This window comes from Streptomyces sp. NPDC059582, from assembly GCF_042735715.1.
Classification (GTDB): Bacteria; Actinomycetota; Actinomycetes; order Streptomycetales; family Streptomycetaceae; genus Streptomyces.
This window is the reverse complement of record NZ_JBHWCC010000022.1, coordinates 17,174-38,593: the sequence shown is the minus strand read 5'-3', so window position 1 is coordinate 38,593 and position 21,420 is coordinate 17,174. Positions and strand designations below refer to the sequence as shown.

The 21,420-nt window shown below is 69.8% G+C and carries 17 protein-coding genes and 1 pseudogene; 4 read left to right on the top strand and 14 right to left on the bottom strand.

The window, feature by feature from the left end; all coding sequences use genetic code 11:
- Nucleotides 1–330: 330 nt before the first annotated feature.
- From ACFV0T_RS20085 to ACFV0T_RS20065, 5 genes and pseudogenes are all read right to left on the bottom strand, one after another.
- Nucleotides 331–855: a MarR family winged helix-turn-helix transcriptional regulator gene (locus ACFV0T_RS20085; protein WP_385780582.1), complete on the bottom strand. Its 525-nt coding sequence runs from the start codon at nucleotides 853–855 to the stop codon at nucleotides 331–333.
- Nucleotides 856–1,122: 267 nt separating this feature from the next.
- Nucleotides 1,123–1,270 (bottom strand): annotated as a pseudogene (locus ACFV0T_RS20080) (response regulator transcription factor); the annotation flags it as partial.
- An 83-nt stretch (nucleotides 1,271–1,353) separates the two neighbouring features.
- Nucleotides 1,354–1,887, bottom strand: a complete 534-nt coding sequence (locus ACFV0T_RS20075; RefSeq protein ID WP_385780579.1) for a hypothetical protein — start codon at nucleotides 1,885–1,887, stop codon at nucleotides 1,354–1,356.
- Between the two features lie 512 nt (nucleotides 1,888–2,399).
- Nucleotides 2,400–2,810 (bottom strand): HGxxPAAW family protein, encoded by a 411-nt coding sequence (locus tag ACFV0T_RS20070; RefSeq protein ID WP_385780576.1) that lies wholly within the window; start codon nucleotides 2,808–2,810, stop codon nucleotides 2,400–2,402.
- An 854-nt stretch (nucleotides 2,811–3,664) separates the two neighbouring features.
- Nucleotides 3,665–4,108, bottom strand: coding sequence for a hypothetical protein (locus ACFV0T_RS20065; RefSeq protein ID WP_385780574.1), 444 nt, complete (start codon nucleotides 4,106–4,108; stop codon nucleotides 3,665–3,667).
- A 494-nt stretch (nucleotides 4,109–4,602) separates the two neighbouring features.
- Between ACFV0T_RS20065 and ACFV0T_RS20060 the strand changes: the two genes are divergently transcribed.
- Complete coding sequence (locus tag ACFV0T_RS20060) at nucleotides 4,603–8,355, top strand: family 78 glycoside hydrolase catalytic domain (RefSeq protein ID WP_385780572.1); 3,753 nt, start codon at nucleotides 4,603–4,605, stop codon at nucleotides 8,353–8,355.
- A gap of 395 nt (nucleotides 8,356–8,750) precedes the next feature.
- On the opposite strand, the gene ACFV0T_RS20055 is transcribed toward ACFV0T_RS20060, so the two are convergent.
- Entirely contained in the window at nucleotides 8,751–9,425 is a 675-nt protein-coding gene (locus ACFV0T_RS20055; RefSeq protein WP_385780569.1) for an alpha/beta fold hydrolase, read from the bottom strand.
- A 126-nt stretch (nucleotides 9,426–9,551) separates the two neighbouring features.
- Nucleotides 9,552–10,553, bottom strand: a complete 1,002-nt coding sequence (locus tag ACFV0T_RS20050) for an NADP-dependent oxidoreductase (protein WP_385780566.1) — start codon at nucleotides 10,551–10,553, stop codon at nucleotides 9,552–9,554.
- Nucleotides 10,554–10,653: 100 nt separating this feature from the next.
- On the opposite strand from ACFV0T_RS20050, the gene ACFV0T_RS20045 reads away from it, so the two are divergent.
- Nucleotides 10,654–11,622, top strand: a complete 969-nt coding sequence (locus tag ACFV0T_RS20045; RefSeq protein ID WP_385780565.1) for a LysR family transcriptional regulator — start codon at nucleotides 10,654–10,656, stop codon at nucleotides 11,620–11,622.
- A gap of 238 nt (nucleotides 11,623–11,860) precedes the next feature.
- The gene (locus tag ACFV0T_RS20040; RefSeq protein WP_385780562.1) at nucleotides 11,861–13,972 is read left to right on the top strand and encodes an N-acetylmuramoyl-L-alanine amidase; all 2,112 of its coding nucleotides are present in this window, start codon (nucleotides 11,861–11,863) and stop codon (nucleotides 13,970–13,972) included.
- Between the two features lie 230 nt (nucleotides 13,973–14,202).
- Here the strand turns inward: ACFV0T_RS20040 and ACFV0T_RS20035 are convergent, their stop codons facing one another.
- The 3 genes from ACFV0T_RS20035 to ACFV0T_RS20025 all read right to left on the bottom strand — a co-directional run bounded on the left by ACFV0T_RS20035 (nucleotide 14,203) and on the right by ACFV0T_RS20025 (nucleotide 16,887).
- Nucleotides 14,203–15,159 carry an alpha/beta fold hydrolase gene (locus tag ACFV0T_RS20035; protein ID WP_385780560.1) on the bottom strand — a complete coding sequence of 319 codons (957 nt, stop codon included), beginning with the start codon at nucleotides 15,157–15,159 and terminating at the stop codon, nucleotides 14,203–14,205.
- A 95-nt stretch (nucleotides 15,160–15,254) separates the two neighbouring features.
- The gene (locus ACFV0T_RS20030) at nucleotides 15,255–15,662 is read right to left on the bottom strand and encodes a hypothetical protein (RefSeq protein ID WP_385780557.1); all 408 of its coding nucleotides are present in this window, start codon (nucleotides 15,660–15,662) and stop codon (nucleotides 15,255–15,257) included.
- 205 nt (nucleotides 15,663–15,867) lie between these two features.
- Nucleotides 15,868–16,887, bottom strand: a complete 1,020-nt coding sequence (locus tag ACFV0T_RS20025; protein WP_385780554.1) for a hypothetical protein — start codon at nucleotides 16,885–16,887, stop codon at nucleotides 15,868–15,870.
- 390 nt (nucleotides 16,888–17,277) lie between these two features.
- Here ACFV0T_RS20025 and ACFV0T_RS20020 point away from each other — a divergent pair, with 390 nt between their 5' ends.
- Nucleotides 17,278–17,448: a hypothetical protein gene (locus ACFV0T_RS20020; protein ID WP_385780551.1), complete on the top strand. Its 171-nt coding sequence runs from the start codon at nucleotides 17,278–17,280 to the stop codon at nucleotides 17,446–17,448.
- Between the two features lie 456 nt (nucleotides 17,449–17,904).
- Here ACFV0T_RS20020 and ACFV0T_RS20015 read toward each other — a convergent pair whose 3' ends face one another.
- The 4 genes from ACFV0T_RS20015 to ACFV0T_RS20000 form a co-directional block, all read right to left on the bottom strand.
- Entirely contained in the window at nucleotides 17,905–18,276 is a 372-nt protein-coding gene (locus tag ACFV0T_RS20015) for a VOC family protein (RefSeq protein WP_385780549.1), read from the bottom strand.
- 615 nt (nucleotides 18,277–18,891) lie between these two features.
- Nucleotides 18,892–19,614: a hypothetical protein gene (locus tag ACFV0T_RS20010; protein WP_385780546.1), complete on the bottom strand. Its 723-nt coding sequence runs from the start codon at nucleotides 19,612–19,614 to the stop codon at nucleotides 18,892–18,894.
- Nucleotides 19,615–20,057: 443 nt separating this feature from the next.
- Nucleotides 20,058–20,642, bottom strand: coding sequence for a GNAT family N-acetyltransferase (locus ACFV0T_RS20005; protein WP_385780543.1), 585 nt, complete (start codon nucleotides 20,640–20,642; stop codon nucleotides 20,058–20,060).
- A gap of 72 nt (nucleotides 20,643–20,714) precedes the next feature.
- Nucleotides 20,715–21,410, bottom strand: coding sequence for a metal-dependent phosphohydrolase (locus ACFV0T_RS20000; protein ID WP_385780540.1), 696 nt, complete (start codon nucleotides 21,408–21,410; stop codon nucleotides 20,715–20,717).
- Between the last annotated feature and the right edge of the window lie 10 nt (nucleotides 21,411–21,420).

Sequence of the window (21,420 nt, the reverse complement as noted above, 5' to 3'; positions counted from 1 at the left end):
GCGGCTCCTTAACCGGATGGCTGCCCGGTGCTCCTGAGGTCGCCGGCGCGTCGCTGCACGCCGGCTACACCGGGCGTGGCGGAACCGTAGGGTCTGGTGCGCGGCGGTGACATGGCGCAGGGAACCACAGTCGGGTGCGCACCAGTTGGCCTCACGCGGATTGTGTGGCCGTCGTCCCCTCTGCTACGAGCTGTTCCGGCCGTCCTCACGTAATCGCCCAGGTGTTGCCCAGCCACCCGATAGTCCTGCCGCCGCCCACGAACGGGGCGTCCAGCCACTCTCCGGGGTCGCCCTGTTCGTCCGCGGCCGTCCGGGCCCGCACCTACGGGGTCATGAGCTGCCGCTCGAAGGAGAGGAACGCGGATCCGGCTCGGACGGCTCACCGTTCTCGCGCATCTCGTCGGTCGAGGTCCGCAGGATCTCGGTCGCGCGCGTCAGCCAGTCGGAGAGCACCGCGATGTCGTCCGGTGTGTACTGTGCGAACAGCTCGGCGAACTTGAGGTAGTTGGGCTCGTACACCTCGTAGAGCCGCTGGAGAGCGGTGGGGTCGACGACGACACGGACGCGCCTGCGGTCGGCGGGGTCGTTGTGACGGTGTGCGTATCCGGCCCGTTCGAGGCGAGTGATGACGCCCGTGATGGCTCCGGTCGTCAGGTTGGCGCGTTCGGCGAGAGCGCCCGCGGTAAGCGGCTGGTCGGCGGCTTCGATGATGAATCCGAGGCAGGTCAGGTCGGTGACGTTGAGGCCGAGGCGCTGGGCGACGTCGTGCTGCGCGAGGATGCCGAGAGCGATGAGGCGATCCATCTGGGCGTGCGCCTGCTCCGCCGTGGCGCCGGGGCGCACCTTGCCATGCATCAAAACCCCTTATGATCCGAAATATGCACCGCCAAACGATAAGCGTGCGGCAACCTGAGGCTATCCCCAGCGGGAGCCCGCGACCGCGATCCCGCCCCGCGGGGGCGCGATCGGCGGTGCCTGTGGCTCCACAGCCGCGGTGAGAACGTCCGGCGCCACTTCAGGCCGCCCCCCGAGGCGATCGCCGAACTCACCGGCCCGCTGCCACCCGGCGACAGCAGACGGTGAGCGAGCATCCTTTCGCAGGGAGTCCACTCGCCACGACGGTGCCACCAGGCCCGCCGCGTAGGCCAGGATGACCGGTTGCACCCGGGTGCGGGCGTTTGGCGAGCAGCCGGGTGAGATAGGTCTTGGCGGTCGCGACGCTGATGCAGAGCTGCTCGGCGATCTCGGCATTGGACAGGCCCCTGCCGACTTCTCTGCACCAAGAGGACGTGCGTGCCGATGCTGGTGGCGTCAGCCGTCAGCCGTCAGCCGTCAGCCGTCAGCCGAGAGCCGTCAGCCGTCAGCCGGCTTGAGGTCGATTACGACTATCTTGTCCATCCGGTAGCTGTCGAGGTCTGGGTTGTGCCACGACTCGCCTGCACGAATCTGGTGGAACCTGAACGTCGCGTTGGTTTCGTTGGCTCCGACGATGCAGCGCACCGGACCTGGGTGGTCCAGTCTGGTGATGAGCTGGCGGAACTCCATGGCGAATGTGATCCCGTGAAGGAGCAGGATTCGCTGATCGTGCTCCGAGATCTGCGGAGCGGCGTCGGTGATCCGGACATCGACGGGGACGTAGTCCTCCAGGTGGAAGGAGCTGTCGGCCGACTCCCAATCGGTGAGGTGTCCGAAGAACGATGGAGCGCCGCCCGCATCGCCCGCCGACTTGGCCCAGGTGAGCACCTCTCCACGGCGGGTGATCCCTTCCGCAAGCAGGCCACGCAGGCCAGGAGCAAGGCCGCCGGGCGGCGTCAGGATTGCGCTACCGGCGAGCACGAGTGCCTCGGCCGCGGCATCGTTCATCGTCAGCGACAGCATGTGGCTCATGATCGCAGTCAACGGCTGAACGCATTGTGGAATTAGCGGCCCGTGAACGCTCTGAGGTCCTCAGCCGTCGCTGTCCTTGACGCCTCCTCGCCGGCCCCGCTCATCCAGGCCGGGTAGATCAACGCAGTGCGACCTCGTGGAAAGGAGAGAGCCTCGGCCTCGCCTGAGTAGACCGCCACCAGCGAGTCGGCTCCGCGCCAGCATGCGACGGACACGCCCATCACTTCGCGCACCGGCTCGTACCTGTCCAGCACGATGCCAGCGACATGGTCACCGGTGACCTTGACGATCTGCTGTGCGTTCGTGCACCGCTCTTCGCCGAAGCCGGGTGGCTGTCCGCCGGGCCTTTGAGTACGCGACAGCTGCCGTCCGCATTCAGGTGGAGCTAGATGGTGAACCCGCCGTCGAGCCCTCGGCTCCCGCACCGCCTCCACCAGCACTCGGCGTCGCGGCTTGCTTCCCTGGCGGGTGTGGCCGTATGCGCTGTCCCCTGACCTCCTCCGGTTCAGAGATCAGACATCAGAGGCGGCGTTTTCCGCGGGCCGCCCCGTTTCCAGAGCTGTATGCACGGATGCGGGTTCGGGTGCGGGTTCAGGGATGACAGTGGAGGAGACGGTCCTGCCGGTGCGGCCGGCCAGTCGGCAGCCCATGCATCCGGGATGGCCCCGATGAGCGCTGAGATCCCGTACGCGCCACGACCACTGGCTCTGCGGGCGGGGGCCGCTGGGCTTGCCCCAACCGGCCAGGTGGAGAAGCCAGGTGATGAGCACGGCCACGGCGATCACCAGGAGACCGCTCACTGCGACCGCGAGCGAGACGGTGACGACGGCGGCACCCAGGACCGCGAATCCGATCACTGCGACGACCGTGCCGGTCCACCCGGCCACGGTGTGGCCGAGATCTACATCTCCGTGTGCGCTCATGGATGATCCTTCGGTTCGAAATTTAACTTAGCACCTAAGTTATTTAGATGCTAAGAGATTCTTGCCATGGATCGCAAGGCGCCTCTGAGCCGGTCCGTCGAACCAGCACGCGGGTGCTGTCGCGCGCGTGGATGGCCACGACCCGCTCGCCACGTACGGCACAGCAGCGGCGGTGCGTGGCGACGACCCGCTCGCCACGTACGGCACAGCAGTGGCGGTCCGCGGGTGTGGCTTCCGCCGCGACGCCAAGGACAGGACCCAGCCGCCTGTGTGCAGGGCGACGACGCGGGGCTCCGCGGGACCCCCAGCGGCTACAGGACCCGGCCGTCGATCGGCACGGTGACTCGAGGATCTGCCCCCGTCGACCGCCCCTCCGCCGACGGGGGTGACGGCCGGGTCATGGGGAGGTGCGGCTGCCACGCCGTCGATACGCATGCCGTGGCTGCGGTCCGCACCCGCACCGTCCGGCAGATCGCCACTGCGCTACGTCCGTCGGCCCATCCGGGAGCCGCTGTGAGGCCGGCCGCCACGCCGTGCACGCTCACCTCCCTCCGCGCGACGAGACGGCAGAGATGGACTACGACGCAGCGTAGGAAGCCGGTGCGGGCCGTCTCCCGGCGAACTCCTTTGTGCCCGTGGACGGTTGGGCCTGCGCGGTGATCGACGCGGTCGCCCGGGCCGCCTGGCGTGGCCAGGATGGCCTGACACCGCGGGCCTGGTTGTCGGTGACCGCCGGCGGGATGCCGCACCGCATGAACGATCACGGCCTGCGTCCCGGCGTTTCCGGATCTGACGCGGCCCAGGAGTGACGGAGGCCGGGCAGATGATTCACGTACGAGGACTGCTGTGACCGCTCAGGTGGACTGCGGCAGCCGACTCGCCAGGTCGCGGGCGCCGGCCTTGTACGCGGGCGGGAACGTGAGTTTCAGTCCTTGGTCGCCACCGGCGACGCTCAGTACGGTCTTGAGGCCCAGGCCGAGCAGTGCGCTGCTCGGTGGCTCGACCGTCAGCAGTTGCCGCGGCAGGTCCATCACCGGCTGCCTGCCCGGCTTGCCCCCGAGCGGATCCGGGGCGAAGAACAGCAGGCGCTGCCGGGTCAGGGCGAAGTACAGCGGACGCGGCTGAGCGACGGCTATGAGGGAACCCCCGCTGAGCACCGCGGCCAAGGTCGTGGTCAGCATGCGTCGTTTCACCGAGACCGAGCCGACCTTGGCGAGACCGACGCAGTCGATCTCGTCGCCGGACGCGAGGAGGGGCACCGTCACGTCGGACACCTGACGTGTGCGTCTGCTGTTCATGCTGTGCGCGCTTCCTCGAGTTGGTGATCCGGCCGGATTCGGTCTTGTGTTCCGGACGGCTCATCAACGCATGGCGGGACACGACGGAAACAGACACCAGACTCATCCATTGCCCAGACTTGGACTGTCGATGACCTGGTCAGCAGATCACCTGGCTGCCTCGGCGCGGTACGGACGCACTCCGTCGCGGACCTCCGGTGCTCGGTGCTCGGTGATCCGGGGAGTGCGGTGACCGGTGCACGGTCAACTGGCGCCATTCGGCTGCCCGTTCGGGCCCAGGGCACCGCCTCGATCACGCCACCGTGCGGGCGTACCGAACCTATTGACCACTCACGGCAACTCTCATATGTTGCGACCGCATCAACGATTTGAAACGTTTCAATCCCATCCTCCCCATCCGTGCGCGCTCCCACCCGCGCCCCCGAACGGCCACCCCCGTCCGCCCCGCAGTTGAGCCGTCCTGCTTCGCCCGACCCGTGTGAAGGAGTACTCCGTTGGCCAGTCACATCACCCCCCACGGCCCCGACTCGCCCACGTCCCACCACCGCCCCCCGCTCAGCCGACGTCACTTTCTCGGTACCGGATCGGCACTGGCCGCGGGCGTCCTCGCCGCGGGGGCCGTCGGAGCGTTCTCGGGCCGGGCGCAGGCGGCCACCGGCGCACCGCGCATGCGGCCCGTCGGCCTCTCCCCGGCCCACTGGATCTGGTATCCGGAAGGCGATCCGGGCGCCGATGCCCCCTCCGGACACCGCTACTTCCGTACCAGATTCACGGTCGCCCCGGGCGATGTGACCGACGCGCAGCTCGTGGTCACGGGCGACGACTCGGTCGACGTATGGCTCAACGGGAGGCCCCTCGCGGGATCACCCAGAGGCGTCGACTCCTGGCGCAGTGCCCTGTATGTGGACCTGAGGTCCGCTGTGACGGCGGGTACCAACACCCTCGCGCTGGCCTGCCGTAACGGGGGTGGCCGCGCGGGGGTCATCGGGCGCGTACGTGTCCTGACCGCCGGCGGCACGACGGACCTCGTCACCGACGGCAGCTGGTCGGCGGGCAAGGACGTGCCCGAAGGATGGGAGCGGGCCGGCTTCGGTGACAGCGGCTGGCCCGGCGCCCGGGACCTCGGCGCCTACGGGGTCGCACCCTGGTACACCGCTGTCGCCGCCCCCGACCTCGCGGCCGCGTCGCCCCTGAGCGTTGCGGGCCGCACCGTGGAGCACCACGCCACCCCGCTCGGGCTCGACACCGCGCGGCCGCGGTTCGGCTGGAAGCTCGACTCGACGCAGCGGCAGCAACTGCAGGCCGGCTACCAGGTCCAGGTCTCGTCCACGGCCGCCGGTAGCGGCGACATGTGGGACAGCGGGCGCGTCCCGTCCGACCAGCAGATCGACATCGCCTACGCCGGCCGGGACCTGACGAGCCTGACCCGCTATTTCTGGCGCGTGCGTGTCTGGGACACCCAGGGACGGCTGGGCGCGTGGAGCACGCCGCAGTGGTTCGAGACCGGACTGCTGGCGCCCGCCGACGAGTGGCGTGCCGCGTTCATCGGCCGCCCGGCGGGCCCGGATCTGGCGGGTGCGAACTGGATCTGGTACCCCGAGGGTGACCCCGCGGCGGGGCGTCCCGTCGAGAACCGATACTTCCGGCGCACCTTCACGCTGACGAACCCGTCCGCCGCCGCGACCTTGGTCGTCACCGGCGATGACACCGTGGACGTATGGATCAACGGGACCCTGGTGAGCGCCTCACCACGCGTGACCGACTCGTGGAAGAGCGCCGCCCTGGTCGATGTCACCGCCCACCTCACGACCGGCAGCAACACGATCGCGATCGCGAGCCGCAACACGACCGAGTCCCCGGCCGGGCTCATCGCCAAGCTGACGGTGACCGGTGGCCCGACCGTCGTCACCGACGCGTCGTGGATGTCGTACCAGAGCGCGCCGTCCGACTGGGAGGCACCCGGATACGACGACGGCGACTGGCCCGCGGCGCAGGTGGTCGCTTCGTACGGCGGTGGTCCGTGGGGATCCGGGGTGCGCGTCGTCCGGCCGGCGCCGCTCCTGCGCAAGAGCTTCACCGTGGGCAAACGGGTGGCCTCCGCCCGGCTGCTGACCACCGCGCTGGGCCTGCACGAGACCCGGCTCAACGGGACGAAGGTCGGCCAGGACGTGCTGGCTCCCGGATGGACCGACTACACCAAACGCGTGCAGTACAAGGTCTTCGACGTCACCGCCCAGATCCGACGCGGATCCAACGTGCTCGGCGCCTGGCTGGGCAACGGCTGGTACTCCGGCAGCCTGGGATTCGCCGGCAGCCAGCGGTACGGCACTCAGCCGTGGTACGCCGCGCAGTTGCTCATCACCTTCACCGACGGCACCACCCAGTGGGTGACGACGGACGACAGTTGGAAGGCGAGCACGGGTGCGATCACCGCGGACGACCTGTACCACGGGGAAAGCTATGACGCGCGACTGCACATCGACGGTTGGGACGCTGTCGGCTTCGACGACAGCGGCTGGGCCGGCGCCGTCGTCCACGAGGGGACCACGCCGCACCTGATCGCCCAGGTCGACGATGGCGTCACCGTCCAGCACGAGTTCCGTGCCGTGGAGATCACGCAGCCGCGGCCAGGTGTGTGGATCTTCGATCTGGGACAGAACTTCGCCGGCTGGAACCGCGTCGCGCTGCGCGGCGAAGCCGGTACCACGGTCAGCATCCGGCACGGCGAGGTACTCAACCCCGACGGCACGCTCTACATCACCAACCTGCGAGCCGCCCAGGCCACCGACCGGTTCACCCTCGCCGGCACCGGCGGGGTCGAGACGTACGAGCCCAGGTTCACCGTTCACGGCTACCGGTACGTCGAGCTCAGCGGCGTGCCGAGTGGCTTCAGCCCGGACGACGGCACCGTCACGGGTCGCGCGGTGTGGACCCATGCCGCGCAGCCGGGGACGTTCCGCGCCTCGGACGCATTGGTCAATCAGCTTCAGCACAACATCGTCTGGGGCGAACGCAGCAACATGCTCTCGATCCCGACCGACTGCCCCCAGCGGGACGAGCGCCTGGGATGGACCGGCGACATCGCCGCCTTCTGCGCGACGTCCACCTTCAACCTGCACACCCACGCCCTCCTCGCCAAGTTCGCCGACGACCTGACGGACGCTCAGCAGGCAGACGGCGCCTTCACCGATGTCGCGCCCGCGGTGATCAGCGGCTCCGGCACGGCCGGTTGGGGAGACGCGGGAACGATCGTCCCGTACACGCTGTGGCAGCGGTACGGCGACCTCACCGTCGTCGACCAGCACTTTCCGGCCATGGCGAGATGGGTCGACTATCTGCGCGGCACCGCCGGAAGCGACCTGATACGCAACCGGCAGACCTTCGGCGACTGGCTCAACGTCAACGACAACACGGCGCAGGACCTCATCTGCACGGCCTACTTCTCCTGGTCGGCGCGCCTGGTCTCGCGCATGGCGGCGGCCACCGGCCGTGCGGCCGAGGCCACGACCTACGGGCGGCTCGCCGACCAGGTGGCGGCGGCCTTCACCGCGCGCTTCGTCACCGACGACGGAACCGTCCGCGGCGACACCCAGACCGGTTACGTGCTGGCCCTGGCCTTCGAGTTGCTGCCCGCATCCATGGTCCAGCCGGCCGCGGACAAGCTGGCCGCCAAGGTCACCGCAACGAACGGGCACCTCAGCGTCGGCTTCCTCGGCGTCGAGAACCTGCTGCCCGTGCTGGCGGACCACGGGCACGTCGACACCGCGTACCAGATCCTGTTGCAGCGCGGCTTCCCCGGCTGGGGTTACATGATCGACAACGGTGCCACCACGATCTGGGAGCGCTGGGACGGTATCCGTACCGACGGCTCGTTCAACGACCCGGGCATGAACTCGTTCAACCACTACGGTCTGGGTTCGGTCGGCGACTTCCTCTACCGCCATGTCGGGGGTCTCGGCCCCGGGAGTCCCGGCTACGCCTCCCTGCGTATCGCACCGCAGCCCGGCGGCGGCCTGACCTCCGCCGACAGCACCTACGACACGCCCTTCGGCAGCGCGGCGAGCAGCTGGTCGATCTCCGGCGGACGACTCGAACTGCGCGTCACCGTGCCCGTCAACACCTTCGCCGCCGTGACCGTGCCCACCTCACGGCCGGAGTCGATCGTCGCCCCGGCCCAGGCCGTCCCGGCAGGCGTGGCGAGCTACCACCTGCCGGCCGGAAGCTACACCTTCAGCGCGGCGAACTGACGGCGATCGGGCGGGGAGGACGAGGGTGCGGCAGGGGGTGAGGGCGAGTACGGGTGCGGGGCGTTCGTGCCCCGGACTCGCCCCCGCCCATCAGCGGCCCGTACTCGCCCGCGCCCCGTCCGTAGTTCCTTCGCGGCCCGGACTCGCCCCCACCCATCCGTAGCCCGTCCGTAGTTCGTCCGTAGCCCGTCCTCGGTCCGTCCGCGTGCGGAGGGAATCCGCGTGGTGTCTGTGGGAACGGGGATGCACCTCCACGGCTCGCCTGTCGTCGGCACCTCGTGGACCGCACGTCGCTCGTCAAGCAGCACCCCCCATTTGCCGGGCGAGGCCACCCGCCGGCTCGCGCTTCAGGGCTTCAGGGCTTCAGGGCCTCAGGGCCTCAGGGCCTCAGGGCCTCAGGGCAGGTACGCGATCAGCCGGTCCACAAGGGCGACCGGCTGCGACAGCAGGGCGAGGTGACCGCCGGGGATCTCGTCCACGTCGAGCCCGAGGCGGTCGCGGGCCACTCGGCGCTGGAACTCCAGGGGGAAGAACCGGTCCTCGGCCGCGGCAACGACGCGTGTGGTCACGTCTGGCCACTTCTCGATGTCGCAGGGCTGGCTGAACACGATGTCGGCCTCGGGCCCCTGATGTGCCTCACCGGCGGCGACGACCTCGGCCGGTACGTCGTGGAGGAAGTAGATGTCCAGGTCGACCTCCGTGGTGTACCCACCTGCTTCCGCCGCCGTCACGCGGGCCGCCGACGATCCGGTGTTGTCCCACCACTGTCCGGGAGTCTCGCCCGGCAGCGGGATCATCGCGTTGACCAGCACCAACAGACGCACCGGTACGCGAGCGCAAACCATCGGGGCGACGAACCCGCCCATCGACTGGGCCACCAGCACGACGTCATCGTGATCGCCGATCGCGGCGGTCACCACGTCGGTGTACTCGGGCAGACCCGCGGCCGCGTCCGCGCCGGGCAGGTCGACAGCGACCACCTCGTGCCCCCTGGTCCGCAGCTCGGACACCACACGATGCCAGTACCAGGCCGCACCCCCGGCCCCTGGAATCAAGACGAACAGACTCATTCCTCGCCCTCCGCTTCCTTCTTCGGCCCTTGAGACCCTTGGCGACGGCGAGAATCATCGGTCGCCTCCGTGACGGCACCCGATTCGTCGGACAGGGCAGGGCCTGTGGCACCAGGCGCGGGGGACTCACTTCGCCCGCACGATGATCTTGCCGGTGTTCTCGCCGCGCAGCATCCCCAGGAACGTGTCCACGATGTGCTCGAACCCGTCGACCACCGTCTCGTCCAGAGCGAGCCGGCCACTCTGCAGATGGGGTACCGCGAACTCGTACAACTCCTCCTGCAGGTCACGGTAGTTCCTGACCAGGAAGCCCTCCATGCGGATGCTCTTCTCCACGATGTCCGCGTGATCGAAGCGTGGCGGCGGCGCGTCGGGGTTGTTGTACTGGCTGATCGTGCCGATGCGGACGACCCGCCCGAACTCGCGCAGCGCGCCCACCGCCGCGGCCAGCTGCTCGCCGCCGACGTTGTCGACGAACACGTCGATGCCGTCCGGTGCGACCTTGCCGAGCAGGCCGGCCGCGGGACCGTCGTGGTAGTCGAACACGGCGTCATAGCCGACCTCCCGGGTGAGGTGGTCGGCCTTCGCCGCCGAGCCCGCACTGCCCACGAGCCGGCCGGCGCCGAGCAGCCGGGCGAACCGTCCGGTCGCCGTGCCGACCCCGCCCGCTGCGGCCGACACGAACAGATCCTCACCCTCGCGCAGCCGGGCGATCCGGGTCAGCCCCACATAAGCGGTCAGGCCGGTGCCACCGAGGAGGCTCAGGTACGCGGTCAGGGGTACCCCGTCGAAGTGGGGCAGCCGCCGGATCTCCTCGGGCGTGACCACCGCGTGCGTACGCCAGCCCTGCCGGTGGAACACGATCTCGCCTTCGGTGAGCAGAGGTGTGCGCGAGGCGATGACCCGCCCCAGGGTACGGCCCTCCAGCGGAGCGTCGAGCGCGAAGCCGCCGGGTACGCCGTCCATCATCTCGCGGTGATAGGGGTCGACGGACCAGTAGAGGTTCTCCACGAGTGCGCTGCCGGGTGCGGGAGCGGGGATCGGGGCCTCGACGAAGGCGAAGTCCTCCGCGGTCGGGAAGCCGTGCGGACGGGCGGTCTGCTGCACAGTGAGGGCGGTCTCGTTCATGTCCGGACCGTAGGGCGGGAATGCCCCTGGCGGGCAGACGGTTGGGCTCATGCGACGCACCGTTCCATGAGCACTTCTCATACGTTGAGGTGAGCGCCCCGTGGCCCGCACGACCGACTCCGATCTCGCCCCGCACGCACTGCGCGTCCTGGTGACGGTCGCGGACACCTGCGGCTTCTCGGCCGCGGCCGAGGCCCTTGGGATGACCCAGTCCGCGGTCTCCCACTCGGTGCGCGGCAGCGAGCGCAAGATCGGCGCCGTCCTCTTCGAACGAGGCCGCAGCGGCGCCCGCCCCACCCCTGCCGGCGAGAAGGCCGTGGCGTACGCCCGCCGCATCCTGCGCCTGCTGGACTTGCTGGCAGCCGAGGCGCGCGGTGCGGCCCGGTCCGACGCGGTGGAGGGGCCGTTGCGCATCGCGGCCTTCCGTAGCGCGGCCCTCCACCTGCTGCCGCCCGTGCTTCAGCGGCTGCGCGCCCGGCATCCCGGGATCGAGCCGCGAGTGCGGATCGTTCGCGAGGTGGGGCCCGGCACCGCGGGCGAAGTGGCCGACGGAAGAGCCGACATAGCCGTCGCCACGCTGAGTGGCTCCGTGCCGCTCGCCCCGGGTCTGGTGGCGAGCGGGCTCTTCGAGGAGCCGTATGCCCTGGTGCACGCGGCGGGGCACGGCGCCCCGCGTACGCTGCCGCTGGTCGACTGGGCCGAGAACTGCGGCTCCTACACGCGCGATTGGTGGGCGGCACAGGACTGGATCCCGGCGGCGACCGTCGAGGCCGAGGACGATGGAGCGGTGCTCTCCTTTGTGAGCGCAGGTCACGGCATGGCGATCATGCCCGCACTCTCCTTGGTCGGAGCACCGAACTCGGTCGCAGTCACCGATCTCGGCCCCCGTCGTCCGACACGTCAGGTCGGCTATGTGACCACCTCCGAGTTGGCTGGATCCGCCACCGTGCGCGCCTTGGTGAGGGAACTGCGGGGCGCGGGAGTTGCGCCGAACGAGACATCACCCGCCACGACGCCGTGGCCGGGTGCGGCGTCCGGAGCTCGGTGGTCAGAGGTAACCACCCTGTGAGCAAGTTGAGTTCGGCCGTGTAGATTCCCTCTCTCCGGGCCCAGGCCGGCTGAGTGTGTGCTGCCTTTCTGCGGGCCCGTCATGTCTTGATCCGACTGTGCATGGGGTGGGCTGCGTGAAGCGGCGTGTGGTGTGGGGGGCGGTCGCTGTGGCGACCGCGGTGTCAGCGGGAGTGCTCGTCGTCCAGACACGGGACGATTCCGATTCCGGGGCGGATGCGAAGGCAGGAGGGGGGCCGGTGGTCACCCATGTGCGGTCGACCGCTCTGCGCCCCGACGGCGCCGGCGGTGTCTCGCTGAGCCGACCCGACGTGGAGCAGTTCAGCATGCTGAGGCTGTCCTGGGACGATCCGAGCGCGCATGTCCAAGGCGCGGTCCAGGCCCGGGCCCGCACCACCAGCTCCCACAAGTGGTCCTCCTGGGTGACGCTCGAGGCTGACGGCGGGGGCGGAGAGGACGAGGCCCCCAAGGGCATGCGGGGAGCCACGGGAGCGGCCTGGTTCGGTCCGTCGGACGGGGTGGAGATCAAGGTCGCCGCCGACGGCACGCTGCCCGGCGGGCTGCGGCTGGACGTGGTCGATCCCGGCACCTCCTCCACCCGGACGGAAATCGAACCGGCGGCCTTCGTCATGGACGGGGAGAGCCCCGAACCCACTGACACACCCACCGAAGCAGTCGACTCCCCGACGCCGTCGGAGCAGACGTCCGAACCGGCGGTCACACCCTCCACGACCCCGAGCGAAACGTCCGCCACCCCCACCCCCACGAAGACTCCCCCCTCGACCAGCGGTACTCCTACCGGGTCGACGGCGCCCACGGCGTCACCGGGCACGACGGCGGGCCCGGCCTCCACCGTGCCCCAGCCTCCCGTGGTCAGCCGGGCGGTCTGGGGAGCGGACGAGTCCCTCAACAACGAGGCTCCCGAGTACGGGACGACCATCAACGCCGTCTTCGTCCACCACACCGCCCAGACCAACAACTACTCCTGCGCCGACTCCCCGGCCATCGTCCGCGGTCTGCGCGCCCTGCATCTGAACGAGCACTGGAAGGACATCGGCTACAACTTCGTCGTCGACAAGTGCGGCACGATCTTCGAAGGGCGTAAGGGCGGCATCGACCGGCCCGTCATCGGTGCGCAGGCCGAGGGGTTCAACACCAACACCACCGGCATCGCCGTGATCGGCACGTACACGAGCGAGGATGCCCCCAGCGCCGCTAAGGCATCGATAGCGCGTCTCGCGGCCTGGAAGCTCGGCCAGTACAAGAGGGACCCCCTGGGGAAGGTCACCCTGACGGCGGGCAAGGCCAACGGCAAGTTCGCCCTCGGCCAGTCGGCGCTCTTCAACCGGATCTCCGGCCACCGTGACGCCTACGCGACGGAGTGCCCCGGCACGGCTCTGTACAACCAGTTGCCGACCCTGCGCGCCTGGGCCGCCGGCCCCGTCGCCGGACTCGCGATCAAGTCGGTCACCGGCGCGAGCCTGTCAGGCAGTACTTACCTGACCAAGGGAGCGCTCACCGTCAACTGGGCCGCCACCACACCGGCTTCCTTCATCACGAAGTACGAGGTCCTCGTCGACGGCAGGAGCACGGTCACCAAGACCGGCGCCACGACCTCCGCGGCCGTCACCCTCGCCGCCGGCAGCCACACGGTGCAGGTCCGCGCGACCCACCAGTCCGGCAAGACCAGCACCTCGCCGAGCGTCGCGGTGACGGCGGAGACCACCCCGCCCGTGTTCACCACCAAGCCGACGCTGTCCCTGCGCACGGGAACCGTGGACACCGGCGCCGTCCCGGTCACCCTCGCCTGGAAGGCCACCGACACCGCGGGCCTGAAGGAGGTCCGCCTGACCGCCCCCACGGCGAAGACCTACGGGCCCACCACGACCAGTGCCCCGCTGACCGCCAAGTCCGGCGCCACCACCACCTTCGGCCTCACCGCTCAGGACCTGGCGGGCAACACCGCCGCCACCACGGCATCGGCCGGCCCGGTGATCGTCCAGGAGACGTCCGCCACCAGGACCGGCACCTGGACCAAGAAGACGTCCACCAGCTACCTCGGCGGCGCCTCGCTGAGCAGCGCCGCCAAGAACGCCTCGATGAGCTGGACGTTCACCGGCCGCTCGGTGGCCTGGATCGTCTCGCGGGCCGCCACCTCGGGACAGGCCGTCATCTACGTCGACGGAACCAAGACCGCGACCGTCGACCTGAAGTCGGCCACCACGGCCTACCGCAACGCCATCTGGACCAAGAACTGGTCCTCCGCCGGCAAACACACCATCAAGGTCGTGGTCAGCGCGACGAGCGGGCGCCCCACCGTCACCACCGACGGCATCGCCTACCTGCGATAGAAGCCAGGAGACAGCGATACACCCACTGGCCGGGCAAGCCACTGGGGCTCGTGCCCATCTCGTCGGTCGGGCACGAGCCCCTTCGGGGTCTGGGGAACCGAATCAGTCGCGGGAACCCGCCGGTTGTCCTCAGGCACATGCACGGCACGAGGGCGAGGACGAGGACGAGGGCGAGGACGAGGACGAGGGCGAGGCGACGACGGCAGGTGCGGCGCGTGAGCGAACCGGGTTCAACGGCAGGACGTGAGGAACTCGATCAGCGCCGCGTTCACCTCGACCGGGCGTTCCTGCTGTGTCCAGTGTCCGCAGCCCTCCAGTTCGAGGGGCTCGCGCCACAGGTCGGGCATCCGCTCGGGAAGGCTCGCGATGAGTTCGGGTGTGCCGGGGAAGGCGGGTACGGGGTCGCGGTCGCCGTAGATGTACAGGGCGGGAGGGGTGATGACGGCGCCTTCCCAAGGAGCGGTCAGTTCCCAGTTGCGGTCGAGGTTGCGGTACCAGTTGAGAGCTCCGGTGAAGCCCTTGGAGAAGCTCTCGGTGAGTGCGTCGAGATCGGCCTCGGTGAACCATTGCGGCAGCACCTCAGGGTCCGGCATGGTCGCGAGCCAGCCCTGCTCGAGGTCGACCAACGGCTGTTTGACCTCCCCGGGGGCCTCGCCGGCGGCGGAGTAGAAGAACTTGCGCAACGCGGTCCGCGTGTCCTTCGCGAACTCGGCGTCGGCGACCCCGGGACGGTTGAAGTAGTTCCAGTAGAAGCGGCCGCCGAATCTCCTGTCTATGGCGGCCAGCGGAGGCTCCGTGCCCCGGAAGGGGGGTGGCACGCTCAGGCCGGCCACCCCGAGCACCATGTCCGGCCGCAGCAGAGCCGTGTGCCAGGCGACAGGCGCGCCCCAGTCGTGCCCGACGACGTACGCCTGGTCCTCGCCCAGGGCCCGGACCAGGCCGACGACGTCGCCGACCAGGTGCATGATGCTGTACGCGTCGACGTCGTCGGGATGGTCACTGCGCCCGTATCCACGCTGGTCGGGGGCGACCACCCGGAAGCCCGCCTCGGCCAGGGGACCGAACTGGTGGTGCCAGGAATGCCATGACTCGGGGAAGCCGTGCAGGAGCACCACCAGGGGGCCTTCGCCCTCCTCGGCGATGTGCAGCCGAATCCCGTTCGCGTCGACCATTCGATGCTGGACCATGTACACGAGCGTACGTGTCGTGATCATCACTGGCGGTTCCGCTGTTCGGCGATTCCGGCTCAGAGCCCACACGTGGCGGAGCCGGTCCTCGACCGTCAGCTTGTTCCGCGCCCGCGGTCCGGGTCGTACGTCGGTGATGGTCTGTTCCGGACGGCGTCCGACCGGCTGATGATCCGGCGGAGTTCGCGGGCGCTTCGAGGGGAGATGGCTCGCGTCACGGTGTCGAGGAGGACGCGGGCTTCGAGGGGGTCACCACAGCAGTCCCAGTCGAGGTTGTGCTGGTCGTAGTCGTCCCACAGTTGGCGCTCTGGAAGGCGGACGTAGTCCTTCCACAGGCGCAGGGCGGTGCGGACGTCTCCTGGATTCAGATACGTGCGGGCGCGTTCGAGATCGTTGATCTCGGATTGCGCGCGTGAGGACAGGCCGTCGATGACTGGCTTCGCGTCCCGCGCCCGGTGGCGGGAGACGCCGGCCCGGACGTGCCCCGGCCGACTACGCGGCATGGACCTTTCGGTTTGTTGTCATGCCGTGCATGCTGCCACGATCTCGACGGGTGACTCCAGCGGATTTCCTCGGCCGGGGCCTCGCCGGACGTGTGGGCGACGTGCGTTCGCACGGCCCTGCCCCGCCGGAGCGCCGAGACCCTGTCGGTCTGACTCCCGGGCGGCCGACGACGTGGGCAGAACCGTCCGCCGCGAGAAGACGGGCTCAGCAGTATCCGCCGTACAGGAAGTCTCGACGGCCGGGTTCGCCGAGGTCCAGCGGAAGGTCGACGTGGCTCGGGAGCTCGTCGAGTTCGGAGTTGGGGACGATGAATTCCCTGCCGGTGTATTTCTGCAGTACCGACTGCTCGGCTGCGGGTTTGCAGACGAAGGGATCGGCGTAGGTGTTGTAGCCGAGTCCGGTACCGGTGTTGAGGAAGCCCACGTCCTGGCACTGGAACAGCACGCCGCGTAGGGCGGAGGCATTCCTGGGCCCCGTGTACCGGGTGTTGAAGTTGTCGAAGCAGGACTTCGACTCGCCGGTCGTGTACGGGGAGGGGCCGGCGGCTGTCAGCGCGTCGAGGAAGGACCTGTTGCAGCCGATGGCCGCCGAGGGGTCTTCCCCCTCGAGCAGGGCGTCCCGTCGGCAGCCGGTCACGTCCTGGAACGCATGGACGACATCCTGGTGCGGGCCGAGTCGGGAGTAGGTGTGGACGAGGCGGGTCTGGGACGCGAGCGGGTAGGCGCCGGTGTTGCCGAACTCTTCGTCCAGCAGCCGGAACCATGTCTCGAAGCTCGGTACCTGTGCGCGGACGCCGGGCGGAACGGTGTAGACAGCGAGATCCGTGGGGGTGGACCAGGTGTCGAGGCCCGGGTAGCCGACGTACGACAGGACCCCGATGCCCACCTTCGACGGGATGTCGCCGTAGTCCCGGCGCAGTTCCAGGTAGCGCTCGAGGTTGGTGTTGGAGCCGGCCCAGGCGTACCAGAAGCCGCTGGGGTAGAGCGACGTGCTGCCGCGGGCGTGGGTGGTACCGAACAGCGAGGGCGAGACGCACCGGACCTTCCGTGCCAGCCAGGCGGCTCTGTACTCGTCGGGCGTGGAAATACAGTCCGTCCTGCCGCCGCGCGGTGCGAGACCGGAGTCCGAGAGCGCGGACGGCGCGGTCACGAGCACCAGGGCAGCGGCGGCGAAGGCGAGAAACGGTCTCCTGCCTCTGCCGCCTCTCGAACGCTTGAGGTCCATGATTCCTCCTGGGATCGGCTGGTCGTCACCTGCGGGGTGGCCCTGCACGGCACGGCCTTCCGCCGTCAGCCCCTCGCCGAGGCGGCGGTGTCGGGCCGAGCATCGCAACGCAGTCCGGCGGGAAGCCGGAGAACTTGCCGGGCCGCCTGCTCCGACGCGCCCCCGGCGGACATGTGACTCGGCCGGACGGGCGATCGGTGCACGCCGGGGTTGGTTCGGAACGGTTTAGGCCCGAGCTTCGCGTCGGCGATCGCCGTGGTGGCGCACCGACCGAGGTGGCGGCGGCGAAGATCACTCGTTTGACCGTATGAACGGATCTCACCCGTACACCGGAAGGGCGAAGCAATCATGTTGATGCGTCGGCGGACGACCCCGGACAGTGCGCTTCGCGTGCTCGATGTCGAGCGGGCGGAGGCCGCTCCGGTGGAGCACTACGCCCCACTGGTCCGCCTCGTCTACGTCACTCTGCCCCGGCGTCCTGGCCGTCACCGGCGGGTCCTGGCGGCCCATGGGCTCGTGCAACGGGCCCTGCCGCGCCGCGGACTGGTCGTACCGGGCTAGCGGCGGGCAGCGGCCGGGCGGGCCAGCGGGGCTGACGAGTACGACGCGTTGCGGACCCGTGTACTGAGGGCGGCGCTGTCGGAGGACGCGCGGCGTGGCCGGCTGTCCCGCGCGTGGGTACGGCGGCCGGGACGCCCGGTGCTGCCGAAAGTCACGCCGAACTATCGAAAGCCGGGTGGGATGACGACGCTCGGCGCCGTCGACGCTCCGGGCGGCGCGTCGAGCCCACCGCCCAAGGGCCCGAGTGGTGACCGGACAGGACACCGGTACCGGCTGAGTGTGTTGGGCGGTTGGTGTCGGGGCCGGCCGACGCCAGTGCCGAGACGACGGCCGAGGTGCCGCCGTGCTCTCCGGCGGGGTTGCCGGTGCTCCTCGACGTTGCCCGGCCTGCGATCGTCGACTGCTGCCCGAAACCGTCTGCCCGAAACCGTCGTCAAGGGAAGGGATGCCGGCGTTCTAGCCGATCAGGGTTTTCTTCGGGCGTACCACGCAGAATTCGTTTCCCTCCGGATCGGCCAGCACGGTCCAGGACTCATTCCCGTCCTGCCCGACGTCCGCCCGACGGGCGCCGAGCGCGAGGATGCGCTCGATCTCGGTCTCCCGGTCCTGCGCGGTGGACGTCAGGTCGAGGTGCAGGCGGTTCTTGACGACCTTCTGATCCGTCACCGGCATGAAGCAGATGCCGACTGCCGCGGTCTCGTCCGGCCCGATCACGACCTCTCGCTCCCGCTCGGACAGAATCCGCCATCCCAGCACCTCGGCCCAGAACCCGGCCAGCGCGGGCAGATCATGCGCGTCGATGACGATGTGATGCAGCGATACAGGCATGTTGGCCAGTGTGCCCCCACAACTGCTGGCTCGGACCTGCGTTGTTGTCGGTCGTGCTCGATGTCCGTCCGTCGGGACTGCCGCGGCCTCGTCCTGTTCGGCGACGGAACGTGAGCGGTGTCGGCCGGTGTCACACCTGTGGGATCGGCGGTGTCCCGGCAACACCGACGACGTCGCCCTGCTCGTCCTACGCCTTCCGCCTGCCGATCAGCGAGCGCGATAGCCGCTATGACAGGACACTGGCCTGGGGCCATGAGCTGTCGGCAACCGTGCAGTGCCTTGCACCACGGCAGAGCACGGTATGCCGCCGGACCGCTCGCGCCGGCCCGGACGCCCCGACCCGGTCCGGCCCATGGGCAGGACACGAATGTCCGCAGGCGACGGAAACAGACAACCTTGGGATTGCGCTCAGCGGGCGGTGTGGCCGCCATTGAATGCCGGACCGAGCCGCCCGGGTCGCCGCGGCGGCCCGCACCGCTCCCCGGCACGAACCCGTCGACGCTTGAACCGGCTCTCCGACCAGGCGGGGCACCCGGTGCCCCACCCGGGGCGTCCCCCGATCCCGCCCAGCCGCTCCGTGGTGCCGTACGCCGCCAACGCCTGCGCACCCGGTCGTCAGTAGTGGTGTCGGTCGTCGTGGTCGGGCGTGGGGTGGGCCGCCGGGTCGGCACCGAGTTGGGGGAGCAGGTCGCTGAGCGGGGTGCCCTGGGCCCAGCGTTGGAGCGCTGGGCCGTCGAGGAGGAGGGTGTTCTCCTGACGGTGTGCCCATCGGACGTCCCGGGTCTGGAAGATGCCCCGGTGTACCACGAGGTGACGCAGCGGCTCGGAGCTGTCCCGGTGTGCGTGCGGGGGTGGTGGGTCCTCGTCGGGCAGAGGTTCGGCCACTGGTCGGAAGGCCACGTGGAGTTGGTGGCCGTCTGCGGTGCGGGCGCGCAGACGTGGCCGGTCCGGCGCGGGCAGCAGGCGTACCCGCCAGCCGTCGCGCCGCAGCATCCGTGCCACCGCCAGTGCGAGGCCCTGGGTGTCGAGCGCGAGCAGTTCCTCGGGGGTGTATCGGCCACGGCGTCGGCGAGCGTTCGGGCGTCGTCGCCGGATCCCGATCGAGGCGGCGACGGCCATGAGAGTGATCGCGGTGACGGGGACGCCGATGCCGGCGGTGCGGTAGCCCGCGGTGAGTGCGGCGGTCACCGCGCACACCGCCGACACCACTCCGGTGAGGGCGGGCAGGACGTCACGGAACCGGGGACCGTCGAGGTCCTGAACTCGCGCGGGGCGCGAGACGAGCCGTTTGGGTGGGCGTGGTGATGAAGGGCGGATCGTCCACGACAGGCGTGCCACCGTGTCAGCCCCCCATGCTTCTCCACTACCGGTGCTGTACGCATACCCAGCGCGCGGCCGGGCCGCTCGGCCGACGGAGGTATTCCGGCCACACTTACCGGCGCACGGGAGCGTCGGACGGCGCGTGGAACGTCGGTGACGGTGGCCAGAGGGGTTGCTGGGGGCTGAGCACCCTCGGCTTCAAGGGCGTTCACGTACTCGATGGTGACTTGGAGGTGCGGCCGGAAGGCTGCCCCCGGGCGCGGCCGCACGCATGGGGGCCGGCGCGGGCACGGGGGCGGCCGCGGAGGAGACGGAGTCGGTCACCCTCGACTGGCCGGGCGGGCGCCGAGACGCTGCGGTGGGAACCGATGCAGCCGTTGTTGCCGGTCCTGTCCTGGCGGCGGCCACTCTCACGGGCGGCGGCCGCCAGGAGAAGACTCCCGGATGCCCATAGCCCCTGTTCAGCCTGCTTGTTGAGCGCGCTCGGCTGTCCCTGTCCGCCACTGGTCCGCCGTCATCCGCCAGACGACGACAGTCCCCACCTCGCCCGGGGCGGTGGGACCCCCCTCAGGTGCTTGTACGCGTTCGACCTCGGTGAATCCCAAGCGGCGGGCGATGGCTCCGCTGGCCGGGTTGGCGGCATCGTGATGGATCTCGATCCGGTCGATGCCTGGCAGTTGGAAGCCCTGGCGGACAAGAGCCCCCGCGGCCATCGTGGCCAGACCCCGTCCGGTCCACTGAGGGTGAAGCCAGTAGCCGATGTCGAGTCCGCCCGCACCGATGCGGCGCATGAGGCCACAACTGCCGATCACCGTGTTGCCAGATGTGATCGCGAAGCCGAAGGCTTGTCCGGTCTCCCACTCCTCCTGGTTTCGGGCGAGGAAATCGGAGGTGTTCTGCCGGCTGTAGTCGGCTGCCCAGGGCATCCACGGCACCAGGTGGTCCAGCGACTCGTAGGTCGCCCGATAGAGGGCGTCGACATCGCTCATGCGCCACCGGCGCAGTTCAACCTGGTCAGAACGGAGACTTTCGGCAGGCTCTTCCATGCACCGGATGTTCTCTCGTTCCCAACGGACTGACAAACGTATTAGCGGTTGCCCGTTCCGTCCGGACCGACATCAACGGGTCGGTCCGTGCCCTCCGGCCGCTGCTGCGGCGGGCCCGCGCCCCCCGGCCACCGCTGCGGCGGCAACCCGCTCCACGGCCGGCCGCCAGTGGGCCAGTCCCGGCACCCGCAGACCGATGACCTTGCCCGCGTCGTCGGCGCGGCGCAGTGCCACCGCGGCCTCGAAGTCGGGGTCGGCCTCGAAGGCGGCGACCTCCGCCTCGGTCATGGCACCGCCCTGGCAGCCGAGGGTGCGGGCGCTCTCGGGGGAGAGCGTGAGCTGCGGGTCGGTGGCGGCGAGATACCGCTTCGCCGGGATGTGCAGGGCGACGAGTCGCGCGGTGCGCGGCCCCAGCAGGGCCGCGACGGCCGCCCCCGCGTGCTCTCCGTGGCCGGCCTCGTCGCCGGGCAGCAGGTGGTGGCCGATGTCGTGCACGAGTCCGGCCACCTGCAGTTCTTCGTCGTCCGGGTGTCGTTGCGCGAGGACCGCAGCGACCTGGAGACCGTGGTCGAGAATGTCCACCGGATCACCGGACCTGTCAGGGGTGTCCCAACTGTCCTCGCAGTCGGCGAGCAGAGCCATGAGCCCGTCCACGGAGTCCACAGGGACCATGGAGTCCACAGGGACCATGGAGTCCACAGGGACCACGGAGTCCACAGGGACCATGGAGTCCACGTGGCCTTGAGGGGTCGTGGGGTAGTCGTTCATGCCGTCAGGC

Bases quoted from the DNA above. Each gene is read 5' to 3' on its own strand.
- ACFV0T_RS20085 (WP_385780582.1), bottom strand. From the start codon at position 855: ATGCATGGCAAGGTGCGCCCCGGCGCCACGGCGGAGCAGGCGCACGCC.
- ACFV0T_RS20075 (WP_385780579.1), bottom strand. From the start codon at position 1,887: ATGAGCCACATGCTGTCGCTGACGATGAACGATGCCGCGGCCGAGGCA.
- ACFV0T_RS20070 (WP_385780576.1), bottom strand. From the start codon at position 2,810: ATGAGCGCACACGGAGATGTAGATCTCGGCCACACCGTGGCCGGGTGG.
- ACFV0T_RS20065 (WP_385780574.1), bottom strand. From the start codon at position 4,108: ATGAACAGCAGACGCACACGTCAGGTGTCCGACGTGACGGTGCCCCTC.
- ACFV0T_RS20055 (WP_385780569.1), bottom strand. From the start codon at position 9,425: ATGAGTCTGTTCGTCTTGATTCCAGGGGCCGGGGGTGCGGCCTGGTAC.
- ACFV0T_RS20050 (WP_385780566.1), bottom strand. From the start codon at position 10,553: ATGAACGAGACCGCCCTCACTGTGCAGCAGACCGCCCGTCCGCACGGC.
- ACFV0T_RS20035 (WP_385780560.1), bottom strand. From the start codon at position 15,159: ATGGTCCAGCATCGAATGGTCGACGCGAACGGGATTCGGCTGCACATC.
- ACFV0T_RS20030 (WP_385780557.1), bottom strand. From the start codon at position 15,662: ATGCCGCGTAGTCGGCCGGGGCACGTCCGGGCCGGCGTCTCCCGCCAC.
- ACFV0T_RS20025 (WP_385780554.1), bottom strand. From the start codon at position 16,887: ATGGACCTCAAGCGTTCGAGAGGCGGCAGAGGCAGGAGACCGTTTCTC.
- ACFV0T_RS20015 (WP_385780549.1), bottom strand. From the start codon at position 18,276: ATGCCTGTATCGCTGCATCACATCGTCATCGACGCGCATGATCTGCCC.
- ACFV0T_RS20005 (WP_385780543.1), bottom strand. From the start codon at position 20,642: ATGGAAGAGCCTGCCGAAAGTCTCCGTTCTGACCAGGTTGAACTGCGC.
- ACFV0T_RS20000 (WP_385780540.1), bottom strand. From the start codon at position 21,410: ATGAACGACTACCCCACGACCCCTCAAGGCCACGTGGACTCCATGGTC.